The following is a 17066-nucleotide window of genomic DNA, read 5'->3' on the forward strand; positions in this document are numbered from 1 at the left end:
CGCGGCCCGCCCGCCGCCGGCGGACGCGAAGGAGCCCCCGGCCGGTCGGACGGGGGCTCCTTCGAAGGGGGGTGCGGCGCCTCAGGCGGTCGCGGCCAGGGCCGTGACCAGCACCGGGGTCACCTGCTCGATCTGCCACGGGCGGGCGCCGTGGCCCGCGAGGGCCTCGGCCACCGTGTCGGCGCCGAGCCGCTTGGGCGGCTCCCAGCACAGCCGGCGCACCGTGTCCGGGGTGATCAGGTTCTCCTGGGGCAGGTTCAGCCGCTCGGCGAGCGCCGACACCGCGGCGCGGGCCGCGGACAGCCGGGCCGCGGCGGCCGGGTCCTTGTCGGCCCAGGACCGCGGCGGCGGAGGGCCGGCCGAGGCGGCCCCGGGCTGCGGCAGCTCGGCCTCGGGCAGGGCCCTGGCCCGGTCCACGGCGGCCATCCACTGCTCCAGCTGGCGCCGGCCCATCCGCTGCCCGAAGCCGGGAAGCGCGGACAGCGCGTGTACGTGGGACGGCAGGGCGAGTGCGGCCTCGACGATCGCGGCGTCGCTCAGCACCTTGCCGGGCGAGACGTCGCGCCGCTGGGCGATCCGGTCGCGCGACTCCCACAGCTCCCGCACGACCGCCATCTGGCGGCGCCGGCGCACCTTGTGCATGCCGGAGGTACGGCGCCAGGGGTCCTTGCGCGGAGGGGCGGGCGGCGCGGAGGCGATGGCGTCGAACTCCTGGCGGGCCCATTCCAGTTTGCCCTGCCGGTCCAGCTCCGCCTCCAGCGCGTCCCGCAGGTCCACCAGCAGCTCGACGTCGAGCGCGGCGTAGCGCAGCCACGGATCGGGGAGCGGGCGGGTGGACCAGTCGACGGCGGAGTGGCCCTTCTCCAGCGCGTAGCCGAGCACGCTCTCCACCATCGCGCCCAGCCCGACGCGGGGGAAGCCCGCGAGCCGGCCGGCGAGCTCGGTGTCGAACAGGGAGGTGGGCACCATGCCTATGTCGCGCAGGCACGGCAGGTCCTGGGTCGCCGCGTGGAGGATCCACTCCGCGCCGTCCAGGGCTCCGCCGAGCGCGGACAGGTCGGGGCAGCCGACCGGGTCGACGAGCGCGGATCCCGCGCCTTCGCGGCGCAGCTGCACGAGGTAGGCGCGCTGGCCGTAGCGGTATCCGGAGGCGCGTTCGGCGTCGACGGCGACGGGGCCGGTGCCCGCGGCGAAGGCCGCGACGACCCGGGCGAGGGCGTCTTCGTCGGCGACCACCGGAGGGATCCCCTCACGGGGTTCGAGCAACGGAATCGGCGCCTTGTCGACGTCGTCCGGGGGGCCGCCCCCGGTGGTGGTGCGCAGGTCTGCTGCGGTCTCTTGGGCGTCGGTCACCGCTCAAGGGTATCCGCGGATACGGCGCGCCCGTCGCCGGAACGTTCCGGCGACGGGCGCGGTGGGGGCCCGCGGGCCCGGGCCCGCTGTTCCCCTGTGGTTCCCCGCGGTCCTCCCGGCGCCGCCCCAGGGCCGGGGCCGCCGGGGGGCGCCGGGCCGGGGTCAGTGGATGATCCCGGTCCGCAGGGCGACGGCGACCATTCCGGCGCGGTCGCCGGTGCCCAGCTTGCGGGCGATACGGGCCAGGTGGGACTTCACGGTCAGGGCGGACAGGCCCATCGAGACGCCGATGGCCTTGTTCGACTGGCCCTCGGCGACCAGGCGGAGGACCTCCACCTCGCGGCCGGAGAGCTCGCGGTAGCCGCCCGGGTGGCTCGGGGCACCCGGGGGGCGGCGGTGCATGCGGGCGGCGGCGGCGCCGATGGGGGCGGCGCCCGGGCGGGTGGGGAGCCCGATGTTGGTGCGCGTGCCGGTGACGACGTACCCCTTGACCCCGCCCGCGAGGGCGTTGCGGACGGCGCCGATGTCGTCGGCCGCGGAGAGGGCCAGGCCGTTCGGCCAGCCCGCGGCGCGGGTCTCGGAGAGCAGGGTCAGACCGGAACCGTCCGGCAGGTGTACGTCGGCCACGCAGATGTCGCGCGGGCTGCCGACGCGGGGGCGGGCCTCCGCGATGGACGACGCCTCGATCACATCGCGAACTCCGAGGGCCCACAGATGGCGGGTCACGGTGGAACGGACGCGCGGGTCGGCCACGACGACCATGGCCGTCGGCTTGTTCGGGCGGTAGGCGACCAGGCTTGCGGGCTGCTCGAGAAGAACGGACACCTAGGCCTCCTGGGGGAGTGGCGGGACGGGCCGGCTCGGGGAAGGAAGCCGGTGCGAACCGTGCGGATGGTCACTGGTTCCTTCGGCACGTCACCCGCCCGGCTTTAGGGAATGATCACGATTTAGTGAGTAACAATTCGGGCAATTCGGACGCACGATCGATCATCGGGTGATCAGAAGCCCGCACACCGCGCCGTGTTCCCGCACGGATGCCGCGGCCTTTCGATCAGCCGTTCCCGCGGAGGCGCCCCCCGGCCGCCCCCGGCCGCCCCTGCCGGACGGGTGGCGCGTGCCGCCGTACGGAGCCACCGCTACGGGTGGTGCGGACCGCGCCTCTGTGGCAGGGAGACCACGCCCGGCCCGGCCTCGCCGGGCCCCAGCGGCGGCATTCCCGCGATCTGGCACAGCAGCTCGCACCACGCCGCCAGGTGGCCCGGGGTGTCCGGCACCCCGCCCACCCCCTCGCGCGGCGTCCAGGAGGCCCGGATCTCGATCTGCGTCGCCGGCCGCCGCTCGGCGAGCCCGCCGAAGTAGTGCGAGCCCGCCATCGTCACGGTGCCGCTCGCCTCCGCGTACGACAGCCCGCGCGCCTCCAGCGCGCCGGTCAGCCAGGACCAGCACACCTCCGGCAGCAGCGGGTCGGCCGCCATCTCCGGCTCCAGCTCCGCCCGCACCAGCGTGACCAGCCGGAACGTGCCCCGCCAGGCCTCGTGCCCGGCCGGGTCGTGCAGCAGGATGAGCCGCCCGTCGGCGAGGTCCTCCTCGCCCTCGACGGCCGCCGCCTCCAGCGCGTACGCGTACGGCGCCAGCCGCTGCGGCGGTTTCACCGGGTCGATCTCGATCCCCGGCCGCAGGCGCGCCTTCTTCAATCCCTCGACCGCCCGCCGGAACGGGAGCGGGACGGAGCTCTCCTTCCCGCTGTCCATACCGTCGGCGCCATCCGAAAATCGTCCCTGAGCCGCAGCCATGCCCGGAAGACTAGGCGGAACGAGGGCCCGTACGCCGCAGGGACACCCGCGCCATGACGGCCACTTCTGCACACGTGCGAAGATTTGCGGCGTGAGCGCCAACGACCGCCCCACGGGCCAGCCGAGCCAGACGTACGATTCCGCCTTCCTGAAGGCGTGCCGCCGCGAGCCGGTGCCGCACACCCCGGTGTGGTTCATGCGGCAGGCCGGGCGCTCCCTCCCCGAGTACCGCAAGGTCCGCGAGGGCACCGCCATGCTGGAGTCCTGCATGCGGCCCGACCTGGTCACCGAGATCACGCTGCAGCCGGTGCGCCGCCACAAGGTGGACGCCGCGATCTTCTTCTCCGACATCGTGGTCCCGCTCAAGGCGATCGGCGTCGACCTCGACATCAAGCCCGGCATCGGGCCGGTCGTCGCCCAGCCGATCCGCCGCCGCGAGGACCTCGCACAGCTGCGCGACCTCACCCCGGAGGACGTGCAGTACGTCACCGAGGCGATCGGCATGCTGACGGGTGAACTCGGCGCCACCCCGCTGATCGGCTTCGCGGGTGCTCCTTTCACCCTCGCGAGCTACCTCGTCGAGGGCGGCCCCTCCCGCAACCACGAGCACACCAAGGCGCTCATGTACGGCGACCCGCAGCTGTGGGCCGACCTGCTGGACCGCCTCGCGGAGATCACCTCGGCCTTCCTGAAGGTCCAGATCGAGGCGGGCGCCTCCGCCGTCCAGCTCTTCGACTCCTGGGTCGGCGCGCTCGCCCCGGCGGACTATCGGCGCTCGGTCATGCCGGCCTCGGCGAAGGTCTTCGACTCCGTCGCCTCCTACGGCGTCCCGCGCATCCACTTCGGCGTGGGCACCGGCGAGCTGCTCGGCCTGATGGGCGAGGCCGGAGCCGACGTCGTCGGCGTCGACTGGCGCATCCCGCTGGACGAGGCGGCGCGGCGCGTCGGCCCCGGCAAGGCGCTCCAGGGCAACCTCGACCCTGCCGTGCTCTTCTCCACCCCCGAGGCCGTCCGGGCCAAGACGGACGAGGTCCTCGCGGCCGCCGCCGGGCTGGAGGGCCACGTCTTCAACCTCGGCCACGGCGTCCTGCCGACGACCGACCCGGACGCCCTGACCCGCCTCGTGGACCACGTCCACACCCGCACGGCGCGCTGACCCGCCGGGCCCCGGGGGCGCCGCCGCGGCGGCGCCCCCGGGGCCCGCGGCGGTCACACGCCGGCCGAGCGGACCGCGGCGACCGCCTTGCGGGCCGCGACCAGGACCGGGTCCCACACCGGGGAGAACGGCGGCGCGTACCCCAGGTCCAGGGCGACGACCTGCTCCACCGTCATGCCCGCCGTCAGCGCGACCGCCGCGACGTCCACCCGCTTCGCGGACCCGGCCCCGCCGACGATCTGCACCCCGAGCAGCCGCCCCGTCCGCCGCTCCGCGAGCATCTTCACCGTCATCCGCGCGGCCCCCGGGTAGTAGCCGGCCGCCGTCGTGGAGGCGACGGTCGCCGTCACGAACTGGAGCCCCGCCTCCCGGGCGTCCGACTCCCGCAGCCCCGTCCGCGCGATCTCCAGGTCGCAGACCTTGCTGACCGCCGTGCCCACCACGCCCGGGAAGGTGGCGTAGCCGCCGCCGACGCCCGAGCCGATCACCTGCCCGTGCTTGTTCGCGTGCGTGCCGAGCGGGACGTGCCGGTGGCGCCCCGCGACCAGGTCCAGCACCTCCACGCAGTCGCCGCCCGCCCAGATGTGGCCGTACCCGCGGACCCGCATCGACAGGTCCGTCAGCAGCCCGCCCGACGTGCCCAGCGGCAGCCCCGCCGCGCGGGCCAGGCCGGTCCGCGGCTCCACGCCGATGCCGAGGACCACCACGTCCGCCGCATACTCGTCCCCCGACGCGGTGCGCACCGCGCGGGCCCGCCCGGCCCCGTCGTCGAGGACCTCCGCCACCTCGGCGCCGGCGACCGTCCTGATGCCCATCCGGTTCATCGCCGTGTTCACCAGGCCGCCCATGTCCGGGTCGAGGGTGGACATCGGCTGCTCGTCGCGGTGCAGGACGGTGACCTCGAAGCCCCGGTGCAGCAGGGCCTCCGCCATCTCCACGCCGATGTATCCGGCGCCGACGACGACGGCCCGGCGGCCGCCGGCCCGCTCCAGGGTGTCCATCAGGCGCTGCCCGTCGTCGAGGGTCTGCACCCCGTGGACGCCGTGCGCGCCGATGCCGGGCATGCGCGGCCGGACCGGGCGGGCGCCCGTCGCCAGGACGAGCTTGTCGAAGCCGGTCCACGACTCGGCGCCGGAGTCGAGGTCGCGGGCGCGGACGCGGTTCCCGGCCAGGTCCAGCTCCAGCACCTCCGTACGGGTGCGCAGGTCGATGCCGCGGGCGCGGTGCTCCTCGGGGGTGCGGGCGATCAGGTCGTCCCGGTCGGTGACGCCGCCGCCGATCCAGTACGGGATCCCGCACGCCGAGTACGAGGTGAAGCGGCCCCGCTCGAAGGCCGTGATCTCCAGCTCCGCAGGGCCCTTCAGCCGCCGGGCCTGCGACGCGGCGGACATCCCCGCCGCGTCGCCGCCGACCACCACCAGCCGTTCCACTGCCATCGTCCGCACCGTCCTCCACTGTGGCCACGTGGAGAACACGCTACGGGGGAGCGGTTGTTCAGTCCGAGACCCGGGGCGTCTCCGCCGGGTCGCCCCCGTCCCGCGCCGGCGGAACGGCCGGGGCGGCGGAGGCCGCGGGAGCCTCCACGCCCGCCGGGGCCTCCACGCCCGCCGGGGCCGCCGCGGCGGCCGCGCCGCCGCCCCGCCGTCGGCGGCGCAGGAACCGGAAGCCGAGCACGCCGACCGCGGCGGCCGCCGCGAACGGCAGCACCAGCGCCACCGCGACGACGGCATACGCCACGACGTCCGTGAACGCCTCCCAGCCGGTCCGCAGCGCACCCCCGACCGACGGCCGGCCGTCGTCCTCCGACGGCCCGGCCGCGGCCTCCGGCTCCGAGACCTCCACGGTGACCGTGCCGAGCGAGGTCCGGTCCTTCAGCGCGGTCTGCTGCGCCAGCAGCGACTCCAGGTCCGACTGGCGCCTGCTCAGCTCGCCTTCCAGCATCACCACGTCGCCGAGGGCCGTGGCCCGCTCCATCATCTCCCGCACCCGGGCGACGCTCGCCTGCTGCGAGCGGACCCGGCTGTCGACGTCCGCGACCTTCTCCGTCACGTCCTGCGCCTCCACCTTCCGGCTGAGGAGCTTCCCGCTGCCCTCCAGGGCGCCGAGCACGGCGTCGAACCGCTCGGAGGGCACCCGCAGGGTCATCGCCGACGCCATCCGCCCGTCCTTGCCGCGCCGCGTCGACTCGTTGCCGACGAACCCGCCGGCGCCCTCCGCGGCCGTCCGGGCCGACGCCAGCACCTTCCCCGCGTCGTCCGCCTCGATCGCCAGCGAGGCCGTCCTGACCACGTGCGGCCGGACCGCGGCCGGGGCCTGCCCGCCCGGCGCCGGCGCGCCCGGCGCCTTCGCCGCGCCCTCCGCCGCCGGGCCGGCCGCCCCGGCGCCCGTACGGGCTTCCCCCTGGGGGGCGGCCGGCGCCACCGCGGCCTTGTCGGCGGCCGCGGAGCCGGCCGACCCGCCGTCGGCGCCGCAGCCGGCGAGCGCCAGCGAGCCCGCCAGGGCCAGCCCGGCCAGCGCGGCCGCACCGCGCCGCCCCGTCCGTGTCGTGCGCGTGGTCGTGGTGGTCCAACTGGAGCGTGCTCGCACTGCGGTCCCCCCGGGGGTCGGATGCCGTCGTGCCGTTTCGACGCGCACGCCCGCCCCGCGGGTTTCGCCCCGCCGGTCCCGGGACGGTCCCGATGCGGTCACGGTCCGGCCTCGGCACAGCCCCGGAACCCGGTCTGAGAGCATGTGTCCATGCACGAAGCGGACACGCGTACGCACGACGGCACCCACGGCGACGGCGCGCCCGGCGCCCCCGGCACGGACCCCCGCCGCCGGGTCCTCGTCATCGGCGGCGGCATCGCCGGCCTCGCCGCGGCCCACCGGCTCCTCGCCGCAGGACTCCGCGTCACCCTGCTGGAGGCCGGGCAGCGCCTCGGCGGCAAGCTGCACGCCGGCGAACTCGCCGGCCTCCCCGTCGACCTCGGCGCCGAGTCCGTGCTGGCCCGCCGCCCGGAAGCCCTCGACCTCGCCCGCGCCGTCGGCCTCGGCCCGGCGCTCCAGCCGCCCGCCACCACCACCGCCCACCTGTGGACCCGCGGCGCGCTCCGCCCGATGCCGACAGGGCACGTCATGGGCGTCCCCGGCGACACGGCACCGCTGGCCGCCTCCGGCGTCCTCTCCGCCGAGGGCCTCGCCCGGATCGCCGCCGAAGCCGACCTGCCGCCCGCCGACATCGGCGAGGACGCCGCCGTCGGCGAGTACGTCGCCGCCCGCCTCGGCCGCGAGGTCGTCGACCGGCTCGTCGAACCCCTCCTCGGCGGCGTCTACGCCGGCGACGCCTACCGCATCTCCCTGCGCGCCGCCGTCCCGCAGCTGTACGAGGCCGCCCGCAGGCACGGCTCGCTCGGCGACGCCGTACGCGACCTCCAGCGCCGGGCCGCGGCCCAGCCGGCGCAGGGCCCCGTCTTCTCCGGCATCGAGGGCGGCATCGGCCGCCTCCCCGCCGCCGTCGCCGACGCCTGCCGGGCCGCCGGCGCCGAGATCAGCACCGGCGCCGAGGTCCGCGAACTCCGGCGCACCGCAGCCGGCTGGCGGGCCGTCACCGCCGCCGGCGCCGTCGACGCCGACGCCGTCGTCCTCGCCGTGCCGGCCGGCCCCGCCGCCCGGCTGCTCCAGGACGCCGCCCCGGCCGCCGCGGCCGAGCTGCGCGCGGTGGAGTACGCCTCGATGGCCCTCGTCACGATGGCGTTCCGGCGCTCGGAGCTGCCCGCCGCGATCACCGCCGGAACGGCCAGCGGGTTCCTCGTACCGCCCGTCGACGGAAAGACGGTCAAGGCGTCCACCTTCTCCAGCAGCAAGTGGGCCTGGGCCGGCACCGACCCCGACCTCTTCCTGCTGCGCACCTCCGTCGGCCGCCACGGCGACGAGGCCGACCTGGCCCGCGAGGACTCCGAACTCGTCGGCGTCTCGCTGCGCGACCTCGGCGAGGCCGTCGGCCTCACCGCCAGGCCCGTCGCCTCCACCGTCACCCGCTGGGGCGGCGGACTGCCGCAGTACCCGGTCGGCCACCTCGACCGGGTCGCCCGGATCCGGGCCGCGGTCGGCGCACTGCCCGGCCTCGCCGTGTGCGGCGCCCTCTACGACGGCGTCGGCATCCCCGCCTGCATCGCCAGTGCCGGGAAGGCCGCCGACGCGGTCGCCGCCGCATTGGCCACCCCTGGCTCCGAGCACTGATCGGCACACGGGACAATGGACGCATGACTGCACCAGAGAAGATCCCCAACGCGGGGAAGAAGGCGAAGGACCTCAACGAGGTCATCCGCTACACCCTGTGGTCCGTCTTCAAGCTGAAGGACGTGCTCCCGGAAGACCGGACGGGCTACGCGGACGAGGTCCAGGAGCTCTTCGACCAGCTGGCCGCGAAGGACATCACCGTCCGCGGCACCTACGACCTCTCCGGCCTGCGCGCCGACGCCGACATCATGATCTGGTGGCACGCGGAGACGGCCGACGAGCTGCAGACCGCGTACAACCTCTTCCGGCGCACCAGGCTGGGCCGCGCCCTGGAGCCGGTGTGGTCGAACATGGCCCTGCACCGCCCGGCCGAGTTCAACAAGTCGCACATCCCGGCGTTCCTCGCCGACGAGGTCGCCCGCGACTACGTCAGCGTCTACCCCTTCGTGCGCAGCTACGACTGGTACCTGCTGCCCGACGAGGACCGCCGCCGGATGCTCGCCGACCACGGCAAGATGGCCCGCGGCTACCCGGACGTCCGCGCCAACACCGTCGCCTCCTTCTCGCTCGGCGACTACGAGTGGCTGCTGGCCTTCGAGGCCGACGAGCTGCACCGCATCGTCGACCTGATGCGCCACCTGCGCGCCTCCGAGGCCCGTATGCACGTCCGGGAAGAGGTCCCCTTCTTCACCGGGCGCCGCAAGTCCGTCGCCGACCTGGTCGCCGGGCTCGCCTGATACCTCCCCCGGGGGGAAACAGCCGGAGGAATGACCTCCTCCGGCAGCGGGGGAGGCCCTGCCCCCGAAACGACGCAGCCGGAGACCCCGCACCGGAAGTTCAGACTGCCGGCGGAAGCGCCCCGGGCCTGGTGCCCGGGGCGCTTCCGCCCGGTGGTCCAGCGACACCGGCGCGGGCTCCGGATGCGGCGGGGCCGGCCTCACGAGGAGGAGCTGCTTGAGCAGCTCGACGAGGAGGAGCTGCTTGAGCAGCTCGATCCGCCCGAACTCCCGCACCCGGAACCGCCCCAGCCGCCGTCGCCGGAGGACCCGCAGCCCGAGCCGCCGCCCGAGCCGGCGCACCACACGACCGGCACCGCCTCCGCCCCGGACGACCCGCAGCCGTCACTCCCGCCGCCGCCGCCGCCCGAACGGCCCGACCGGCCGCCCTGCGCCCGGTGCTCGGCCGCGGCCAGCCGCGCCTGCCGCGCCGCCGGAACCAGCAGCGGCCCGAGGTACGGGTCCCGCAGCGTGCGCAGCCCGAACAGGGCCGTCTGCGCCTGCGGACTGCCGTCGCCCACGTACACGGCGCGCATCGCCCGGAGCGCCCGCCGCCCCCGCGGCGTGACACGCCGCGCCGCCCGCCTCGCGCAGACCGCCCCGACCACGGCGCCGGCCGGCAGCGCGAACAGCAGCGACACCCCGGCCGGAACCCCGCCGCCGCCCGACACCGCGAGCGTGAACAGCACCAGCGGCAGCGACAGCAGGAACAGCACACCGCACACCGCGGCCTGCACCACACCCCACACCCGCACACCGCGCCCCCGGCCCGGCGCGGTCAGCAGCCCGCGGGCCGCCAGCCCGTCCCCGACCTCCTGCACGGCCGGATCGCGCATGGCGGCGTACCGCACCTGATAAAGCCGGCCGGACGGCGCCTGCCCGCAGGCGCGCAGCACCGCCCGCTCGGCGGTGTCGGCGGCGGGGGCGCCGGGCCGCGCCTGCACGATGCCGGGGCCGCCGGCGGTCAGGCGGCCGTCCCCGAGGAGCACGACGAGCGCGGTGTCGACGACCCCGCCGGGCCCGCCCGTGAGGAACGCCGCCTCCGACAGGTCCAGCAGCCGCGGCGGCTCTCCGCCGGTACGGGGCCGGGTGCGCCGCAGCGCCCACACCAGCAGCACGCTGGAGACGGCGACGGGCAGCCAGACGACGGCGAACCCGGTCACGCCGCCCTCCCCGTGAGGGCGCGAGCCCAGCGCACGATCCGCCCCGGCGGCTTCGGCCCGGCGCGGTCCCGCCACCAGACGGTGAGCCGGCGCCGCGCGGCGGGGTCGGCGGGCAGGTCGCGGACCAGCAGGTGCTCGGCGAAGTCGAGCGCGTCCCGCCGGTAGCCGCCGGGCAGCGGCCGGTGGCGCGCGTACCCGAGGAACGCCTCCCGGAACGCCTTCCGCCCGCCAAGCAGCTCCGGCAGTTCGGGCGCGACCTTGGCGACGATGTCGGCCCGCTTGGCCGCCAGCGCCCGCGCCTGCACCCGCACCCGCTGCCGGTCGAACCCCTCGGGCACGGGCGTCCCGGCGACGAGCGAGGACAGCAGCGCGGCCTGCTCCAACCCCACCCGGGTCCGCGCGGCGGACAGCCCGCCGGCGGCCGCGCGAGCGCCGCGAACGCCGCCGGGCACGGCGCCGGCCGGCGCGCCCCCGCCGCCCAGGACGGGCGCCGCCGCGGCGGCCTCCAGGGTGGAGCGGATGGCCGCGAACTCGGCGGCCAGCTCCTTCTCCGGCGGGAAGGCGTCGTCTCGCTCCAGCAGGACCCCGGCCGGCCGCATCCGGCCCGCCAGGTCCGCCAGGATGTCGAGCACGGCCGGCGGCACGGGGTGGGCGTGCGTGTCGTGCCACACGCCGTCCCGCTCGACGCCGCCCGCGACGTGCACGTACGCCAGCGCCTCCGGCGGGACCGCCGCGAGCACCGCGGCCGGGTCCTCCCCGCGGTTGACGCGGTTCGTGTGGAGGTTCGCCACGTCGATGAGCAGTCGGACGCCCGTCCGCTCGACCAGCTCCGTCAGGAACTGCGCCTCCGTCAGCTCCTCGCCCGGCCAGCGTACGAGCGCGGCGATGTTCTCCAGCGCCAGCGGCACGGGCAGCGCCTCCTGCGCGATCCGCACGTTCTCGCACAGCACGTCGAGCGCGTCCCGGGTCCGCTGCACGGGCAGCAGGTGCCCGGCCTCCAGGGCCGGGGAAGCGGTCCGTACGAAGGCGATGTGCTCGGTGACCAGCGGCGCCCCCAACGCCACCGCCCGCTCCGCGAGCGCGGCCAGCCGGCCCGCGTCGGGCGGCTCCGCACCGCCGAGCCCGAGCGACACCCCGTGCGGGACGACGCGCACACCGCGGTCGAGCAGCCGCTGCAACGGCTCCGGCAGGTGGCCGGGGCAGATGTTCTCGGCGACGACCTCGACCCAGTCCAGGCCGGGCAGCCGCTCGACCGCATCCGCGATCTCCGGCCGCCACCCGATGCCCACTCCCAGCTGCGCCATGGTTCCCGCGCCCTCCCCCCGTTCGTCGGCCCGGCGTACCGGCCCGTGTGCCGGATTGATGGCCCCGCCCACACGGCGCCAACCCAGCGGGGGTGACGTTCAGAGCAACATTTGAGGTTCCGCCCGGCGGGAGGCCGAAGCACCCGATGCGGGACCCTCCGGGCGCCGCCCCTGCCCGGGCGCCGCCCCTGCCCGGGCGCCGCCCCTGCCCGGGCGCCGCCCCTGCCCGGGCAGCGGGCCACCCGGGCTGCGGGGGGACGGGTGGTCGGCGACCACCGTCGTGGAGCCGGGGGCGGTATCGCTCACGCCCGGGAGAACTCTTGTACTGCGATTTACATGATCCAGGGGATAGCAGCTCGCGTCCCGGGTTCCTGTACTCGTCGACAGCAGGGTGGGGTGCACAGCACACAGGGTGCGTCTGCCGGCGGCCATTGCCGACGGGATCGGCGTCTCCCCCCTTGCCGAGCGGGTACGCGAGTAGCCCCGGCCGGTCGTCCCTCCTCCGGCCGGGGCTGGACCGCGAGGGGCAGCTACCCGACGACGAACCCGCGGGCGGGCCGTCGGGCGCGGGCGGTCGCCGCGGCGGCGAGGGTCCCGGCGGTGACGTCCCGGCCCGCGCTGTCGAGGACCCGCCACTCTCCGGCCGGGTCTCCGGCATCCACGGGCGCGAGCGTGCCGGGGATCCCGTACGCCCGCATCGCGGCGTGCAGCTCGGCTACGTCTTCCGCGTTCATGCCCTCACCTCTCGTTCGCGTGCCGCGACTCTATTCGTCCCCGCCGTGGGTGGCGCACTGGCCGGGACGGATCGGCCCGCACCCGCCCGGGACCGGGGTGTGCGAGCAGGACGCCGCCACCGACACGAGGGACCGCTCCGGCCCCGGCCCCAGCTCGGCGTCCGGGGAGTACCCGGCCTGCTCGATCAGCGCCACGGTGCGGGTCAGGACGTCGGGGTCATGGCGGGACTCGTCCGGCCGCTCGGGGTAGTGGTGGACGGTCCGGCCGAGCCGGCTGCACAGCGTCGCGTACAGGTGGGTGTGGAGAATGAGGGCGTGCCAGCCCTCGTCGACCTCGCGGGTCGGGGCGATCCGCACCGTGGGGAACAGGCTCGCGGCGACGACGAACTTGAGCACCTCGACGACGATGCGGGTGGCCATGTCCGGGGCCATGCCCGGGTTGTTGTCGAGCACGGTGGCGCGGACGTCGTTGAACTGGGCGTCGGTCAGCAGGCGCCTCGGGCTGGGGGCGGCGCCGCCCGCCGGCTTCACGGTGCAGGGCGGCGGAGGGGCGCCGGGAGGGGTGTTGTTGCACGTCATGGGGTCTCCTTGGTGTGAGGTCCGATGGTGCAAGGGCCCGGTCCTGCCCTGCGAGGGCAGGGCGGACCGGGAGTCTCAGGGGCGCGCGATGCCGACGGCGAGGGTGCCGAGGGTGCTGAGGACGATCAGGACGTACAGGGCTTGCCGTGCCCGCTCGGTCACCGCGCCCGCCGAGGCCGGGGTTTCAGCGGGCGGAGCGGGTCGCGGTCGCATTCCGGGTGCACCCACATGTCCGGCCGGGCGCCCGATGCCGAGTCTCGGATGACGCGGATCGCGTCGCCGAACACCGGCCGCTGGCAGACGGCGCAGATCCGCCCCGCCGCGGTCATCGCCCGGCCGCCGGGGGCGGGCAGGACCAGACGTCGACGTCGAGGAGCATCGGGCCGTCGTAGCCGAGGATCGGGCCCCGGTAAATGCGGCCCAGGCCGAGCAGCTTGCCGCAGGCGACGCAGGCCTTGCCGCGGGCCTGCTCGATCGTCAGGTCGGAGAACGCCGGCAGCGGCATGTCGGCGCATACGGTGCCCTGCGTCAGCACGAGACCAGCCGCATCTGTGTGACGGGGATGACGAACTCGCGGGCGTCCGCGCCACGGATGTACGCGGCGTCGTAGCGCAGGCCGTACTGGTTCTCTTCGACACAGACGTCCATGAGGGTGCCGCACCTGCCGTCGAGGAGGTCCTGCACGTCCCGGCCGAGCCAGGCATGCGGCACGGACGTGCCGACACGCTCGGGGCTGGGTGTCAGGGTGTAGCGGGCTGCCATGGCGGTGCTCCCTACCGTCGTCAGCGGGTGGTGAGAGCAGCGTAGGATTCGGCCTGCGTCGGCCGAAGTGACCCTCAGTACGGGTACTTTGGACGCAGTGCGCAGGCTGGAGGGGCAGCATGGACAGCAATGCCACCGGCACCCTGACCCGCGGTCAGGGATCCCAACATCGTCCCCGCGGCGGCATAGTGTCCGGCTACGTTTTTCGCGTGATCCGAGAGCAGCTGGACCACACCCAGGAGTCCCTGGCCGAGGTCTTCCATGTCTCGCCGGATACCGTGGCTGGATGGGAGTCAGGTCGGCGGCCTCTCACGTCACTGGCTGTCGGCCAGATGCTGGTACACCGCCACCGGCTCATGCGCATGGGCGTGAGCCCTGGACTGCTCCTTGCGCTTGAGAAGGCGTTGGAAGCGGATGTCCTACTGGCGAGTGCGCTCACTGACGACGGGCCCACAGGTGACAGCCCCCTTGGAGCGTGGGTGATGCAGCGTGACCTCGTCGAGGTGCTGGCTTGGCCTTTGACCGGGGTAACTCCAGAGCCGATGCGCGCCCTCCAGGCCCCGTCAAAGCCAAGGCGAGGCCCCGCGCCCAGGGGGCCAGAACTATCAGTGGGCGACCGCCGCCGATTCTTCCGGTGCATGCGCCGGACCGCCGAGGAGGCGGGGCCGGGCCAGTTTCTCCGACGCCGTCAGGCCCTCTACCTCGCCGGGTACGACGATGCCCCGGATACCTCGGAATGGCTCGCACAGCAGCAGCGTGCAGAGCGGCCAGGGGACTGGCTCACCCAGTGGCTCGCTGCCCGGTCCGTTGCCGCAGTTGCTGCCCGCCAGGGCGATCGGGACCGCATGCAGCACTTCATCTCCACCACGCTGGACGATGACGCGGGCGAAGCAGCAAACCTGAACTACTGGGCGTACTGGATCGGCGAAAGCACACACATCCAAATCTCGGACGACTTCATCGCCACGCACAGCGCGCCTTGGCATGGCCACAAGCTGCTCCAGCACCTCGTGAACGGCCTCGTGCCGCATCAGGGCTTCTTCGACCTCAACCTCCACACTCTCTGGGCCCTGCTTGCCGCGCGCCCCACTCTTCTGCGTGCGACCTCTGCCACAGGGCGCGCCCTCCGCGACCGGCTCCCTGTGCTGTTGGATGGCACTGAGCCCTGGACGCGCGCGCGTCGAGAGCTGGAAGGCATCCGGTACGCGATCCGCCTCGCCGAGGCGTGAAGGAGAGATACAGTGGCTGACGACCTGTCCGCGGTGGCCCGCTTCCTCTACGAAGCCGGCACGCTCAAGCACACACGCCGCACGGGCTGGTGGATGGCTGGGATCAATGATCCGGAGAGCGTTGCTGAGCACTCCTGGCGTACCTCGCTCATCGCGTCGATCATCGCAAAGCTGGAAGGCGCTGACCCTGCGCGCGCCGCGTTCCTCGCCGTCTGGCACGACACCCAGGAGACCCGCACGGGGGACGTGAACCACCTCGGGAAGAAGTACGCGTCCAGTGCTGACCCTGAGGCTGTAACGGCCGACCAGACGGCCGGCATGCCCGAAGTGCTGGCGTCTACGATTCAGGATCTGGTCGCTGAGTACGAGGCGAAGGGCTCTCCCGAAGCGATCTGCGCACGTGACGCCGACAAGTTGGAGTGCATGCTCCAAGGCATCGAGTACAAGGCCCAGGGGTACCAGGCCGCACAGCGGTGGATCGACAACAGCCGAGCCCGGCTCACGACCGAGACGGGGCAGAGGCTGGCAGACGAGCTCCTTGGGCAGGGCACCCTCGACTGGCTGCGGGCAGCCATCGGCGAGACGAACTGAGCCCAGACGCACGAAAACGCCCCCTCCCGGCCCGAAGGCCGAGAGGGGGCGCTGTGCAGTGGGGCATCAGTTCCCGGATCGCGGCGACGATCCGGCGGGCGAGGCACACGTGTCCGGCGTCGGTCGGGTGGACGCCGTCGCCGCCGATGTAGGCGGTGATGGCGGAGGTGATGAACGGCCCGTGCGTGGCGATCAAGAAGCCGGCGGCGTCGTAGCAGCCGCCCGTCAGCGGGCTGACGAACGGAATCCCATCAGCAGCAGCGGCCGCTGTCACGTATTCCGAGGCGGGGCTGAAGCCGCCGCCCGGGGAGGAGGAGGCGGACACCGTCCGCGAACTCGTCGATCCGGGGAAGGCCGACATGGACCCGTCCCGCGGCATCCTCGCGGCCGGCGTCTTCTCGGCCGCCCTGGCGATCCCCGCGTTTCCCGATCTCGCGGGCGCCGACACTCCCGACCCGGTACGGCCCGGCAAGGGCACGGTCCGGATCGGGCGGGCGCAGGCCGCCTCCGTCCGGGCCATGACGGACCGCATCGCCGACTTCCTCGCGGCGCGCTCGGTCGGCGCCCGGAAGGCGTAGGGGCTCCGCCGGGCCGGAGCGGGGCCCCTGTCGCGCCGCCGGAGCCGGGCAGCCCGCCCGCCGCCCCGTCAGAGGCGGGAGCGGAGGGACGGGTGGTCGGCGACCACCGTCGCGGAGCCGGGGGCGATCTCGGTGAAGCCCGCGTCGCGGACCACCGGGAGGCCGCCGGTCGTGAGGGCCGGCCACTGGTCGGGGGCGGCGGTGCGGACCTCCAGGCGGAAGCCGGAGTCCTGCCAGGCGGCGCGCTCCGCGGCGGTCAGGTCCCACCAGGCGAGCTGCGCCGCGTGCCCGGCCTGGGCCATGGTCTTGCCGGCGGACATCTCCAGGTCCGGGTTGAGCCACAGCACCGGCACGCCCGCGGTGGCGGCCGGCACCGGGGCGGGGTCGTCGAGGTCGGTGCCCGACACCTGGAGTTTGGCGAGCTCCTTGGGCCAGCCGTCCAGCGGGACCGGCGGGAAGACCCGTACCTGCGCGGTGCCGCCGTCGACCGTGATGCCGGGCAGTGCGCACGCCTTGCGCCACTCCGCGCCGCGGGCCCGGCGGACCACCTTGCGGATCCGTGCGTCCTGCCAGTCGCGGACGGCCTCGGCCCATTCGCCGCCGTCGCGCGCCCGCTCGTCCGCCAGCAGGACCAGTACGGCGCGCGCGGCCGTCTCCAAGGCGTCCGTACGGGCGGGCGGTTCGGCCTTCTCGATCCGCACGACCAGCGGCAGGACGAACTGCGGTGCCTCGTCGCGGGGCAGGCGCCCCTGCCGGAAGGGGCTGTCGGCGCCGACCGCGGGTACGTCTGCAGGAGGATGCGTGTGCTGGCTGCTCATCCCGCCAAGGAT

General features: G+C 75.0%; 19 protein-coding genes. 6 read left to right on the forward strand and 13 right to left on the reverse strand.

Translation table 11 applies throughout. The annotated features are described in order from the left end of the window. Positions 1–81: 81 nt before the first annotated feature. From C0216_RS08955 to C0216_RS08965, 3 genes are all read right to left on the reverse strand, one after another. Positions 82–1353 carry a ribonuclease D gene (locus C0216_RS08955; protein WP_114054755.1) on the reverse strand — a complete coding sequence of 424 codons (1272 nt, stop codon included), beginning with the start codon at positions 1351–1353 and terminating at the stop codon, positions 82–84. Between the two features lie 162 nt (positions 1354–1515). After that, positions 1516–2178 carry a helix-turn-helix transcriptional regulator gene (locus C0216_RS08960; RefSeq protein WP_007267191.1) on the reverse strand — a complete coding sequence of 221 codons (663 nt, stop codon included), beginning with the start codon at positions 2176–2178 and terminating at the stop codon, positions 1516–1518. Between the two features lie 311 nt (positions 2179–2489). Continuing rightward, positions 2490–3146 (reverse strand): DUF3000 domain-containing protein, encoded by a 657-nt coding sequence (locus C0216_RS08965; RefSeq protein ID WP_114054756.1) that lies wholly within the window; start codon positions 3144–3146, stop codon positions 2490–2492. A 91-nt stretch (positions 3147–3237) separates the two neighbouring features. Between C0216_RS08965 and hemE the strand changes: the two genes are divergently transcribed. Next, positions 3238–4302 (forward strand): uroporphyrinogen decarboxylase, encoded by a 1065-nt coding sequence (gene hemE, locus C0216_RS08970; RefSeq protein ID WP_114054757.1) that lies wholly within the window; start codon positions 3238–3240, stop codon positions 4300–4302. Positions 4303–4355: 53 nt separating this feature from the next. On the opposite strand, the gene C0216_RS08975 is transcribed toward hemE, so the two are convergent. Both C0216_RS08975 and C0216_RS08980 read right to left on the reverse strand, forming a co-directional pair. Further along, the gene (locus C0216_RS08975; RefSeq protein ID WP_114054758.1) at positions 4356–5738 is read right to left on the reverse strand and encodes an FAD-dependent oxidoreductase; all 1383 of its coding nucleotides are present in this window, start codon (positions 5736–5738) and stop codon (positions 4356–4358) included. Between the two features lie 58 nt (positions 5739–5796). Beyond that, positions 5797–6888, reverse strand: a complete 1092-nt coding sequence (locus tag C0216_RS08980) for a DUF4349 domain-containing protein (RefSeq protein ID WP_162793147.1) — start codon at positions 6886–6888, stop codon at positions 5797–5799. Between the two features lie 150 nt (positions 6889–7038). Here C0216_RS08980 and hemG point away from each other — a divergent pair, with 150 nt between their 5' ends. Both hemG and hemQ read left to right on the forward strand, forming a co-directional pair. Next, positions 7039–8520 carry a protoporphyrinogen oxidase gene (hemG, locus tag C0216_RS08985; protein ID WP_114058540.1) on the forward strand — a complete coding sequence of 494 codons (1482 nt, stop codon included), beginning with the start codon at positions 7039–7041 and terminating at the stop codon, positions 8518–8520. 23 nt (positions 8521–8543) lie between these two features. After that, positions 8544–9257: a hydrogen peroxide-dependent heme synthase gene (gene hemQ, locus C0216_RS08990; RefSeq protein ID WP_114054760.1), complete on the forward strand. Its 714-nt coding sequence runs from the start codon at positions 8544–8546 to the stop codon at positions 9255–9257. A gap of 200 nt (positions 9258–9457) precedes the next feature. Here hemQ and C0216_RS34945 read toward each other — a convergent pair whose 3' ends face one another. The 7 genes from C0216_RS34945 to C0216_RS09020 all read right to left on the reverse strand — a co-directional run bounded on the left by C0216_RS34945 (position 9458) and on the right by C0216_RS09020 (position 13838). Continuing rightward, positions 9458–10459, reverse strand: coding sequence for a TIGR04222 domain-containing membrane protein (locus C0216_RS34945; RefSeq protein ID WP_281277910.1), 1002 nt, complete (start codon positions 10457–10459; stop codon positions 9458–9460). After that, complete coding sequence (locus tag C0216_RS09000; RefSeq protein ID WP_114054762.1) at positions 10456–11763, reverse strand: DUF692 domain-containing protein; 1308 nt, start codon at positions 11761–11763, stop codon at positions 10456–10458. Before C0216_RS09000 ends, C0216_RS34945 begins: the two co-directional genes overlap by 4 nt. Before the next feature lie 530 nt (positions 11764–12293). Then, entirely contained in the window at positions 12294–12497 is a 204-nt protein-coding gene (locus C0216_RS09005) for a hypothetical protein (RefSeq protein WP_114054763.1), read from the reverse strand. A 30-nt stretch (positions 12498–12527) separates the two neighbouring features. Further along, on the reverse strand, positions 12528–13076 hold the full coding sequence (locus C0216_RS09010; protein WP_246042413.1) for a glycine-rich domain-containing protein: 549 nt from the start codon (positions 13074–13076) through the stop codon (positions 12528–12530). A gap of 75 nt (positions 13077–13151) precedes the next feature. Continuing rightward, positions 13152–13289 carry a hypothetical protein gene (locus tag C0216_RS33380; RefSeq protein WP_162793148.1) on the reverse strand — a complete coding sequence of 46 codons (138 nt, stop codon included), beginning with the start codon at positions 13287–13289 and terminating at the stop codon, positions 13152–13154. A gap of 112 nt (positions 13290–13401) precedes the next feature. After that, positions 13402–13581 (reverse strand): hypothetical protein, encoded by a 180-nt coding sequence (locus tag C0216_RS09015; RefSeq protein ID WP_162793149.1) that lies wholly within the window; start codon positions 13579–13581, stop codon positions 13402–13404. A 23-nt stretch (positions 13582–13604) separates the two neighbouring features. Beyond that, on the reverse strand, positions 13605–13838 hold the full coding sequence (locus tag C0216_RS09020) for a hypothetical protein (RefSeq protein ID WP_114054765.1): 234 nt from the start codon (positions 13836–13838) through the stop codon (positions 13605–13607). A 119-nt stretch (positions 13839–13957) separates the two neighbouring features. Here C0216_RS09020 and C0216_RS09025 point away from each other — a divergent pair, with 119 nt between their 5' ends. The 3 genes from C0216_RS09025 (at position 13958) to C0216_RS09035 (ending at position 16236) form a co-directional block, all read left to right on the forward strand. Next, complete coding sequence (locus tag C0216_RS09025) at positions 13958–15067, forward strand: helix-turn-helix domain-containing protein (RefSeq protein ID WP_114054766.1); 1110 nt, start codon at positions 13958–13960, stop codon at positions 15065–15067. 12 nt (positions 15068–15079) lie between these two features. Then, positions 15080–15658, forward strand: a complete 579-nt coding sequence (locus C0216_RS09030) for an HD domain-containing protein (RefSeq protein WP_114054767.1) — start codon at positions 15080–15082, stop codon at positions 15656–15658. Between the two features lie 359 nt (positions 15659–16017). Beyond that, complete coding sequence (locus C0216_RS09035) at positions 16018–16236, forward strand: hypothetical protein (RefSeq protein ID WP_114054768.1); 219 nt, start codon at positions 16018–16020, stop codon at positions 16234–16236. Positions 16237–16304: 68 nt separating this feature from the next. Here the strand turns inward: C0216_RS09035 and C0216_RS09040 are convergent, their stop codons facing one another. Next, positions 16305–17054 (reverse strand): aminoacyl-tRNA hydrolase, encoded by a 750-nt coding sequence (locus tag C0216_RS09040; RefSeq protein WP_114054769.1) that lies wholly within the window; start codon positions 17052–17054, stop codon positions 16305–16307. Between the last annotated feature and the right edge of the window lie 12 nt (positions 17055–17066).

Source organism: Streptomyces globosus, from assembly GCF_003325375.1.
Classification (GTDB): domain Bacteria; phylum Actinomycetota; class Actinomycetes; order Streptomycetales; family Streptomycetaceae; genus Streptomyces; species Streptomyces globosus_A.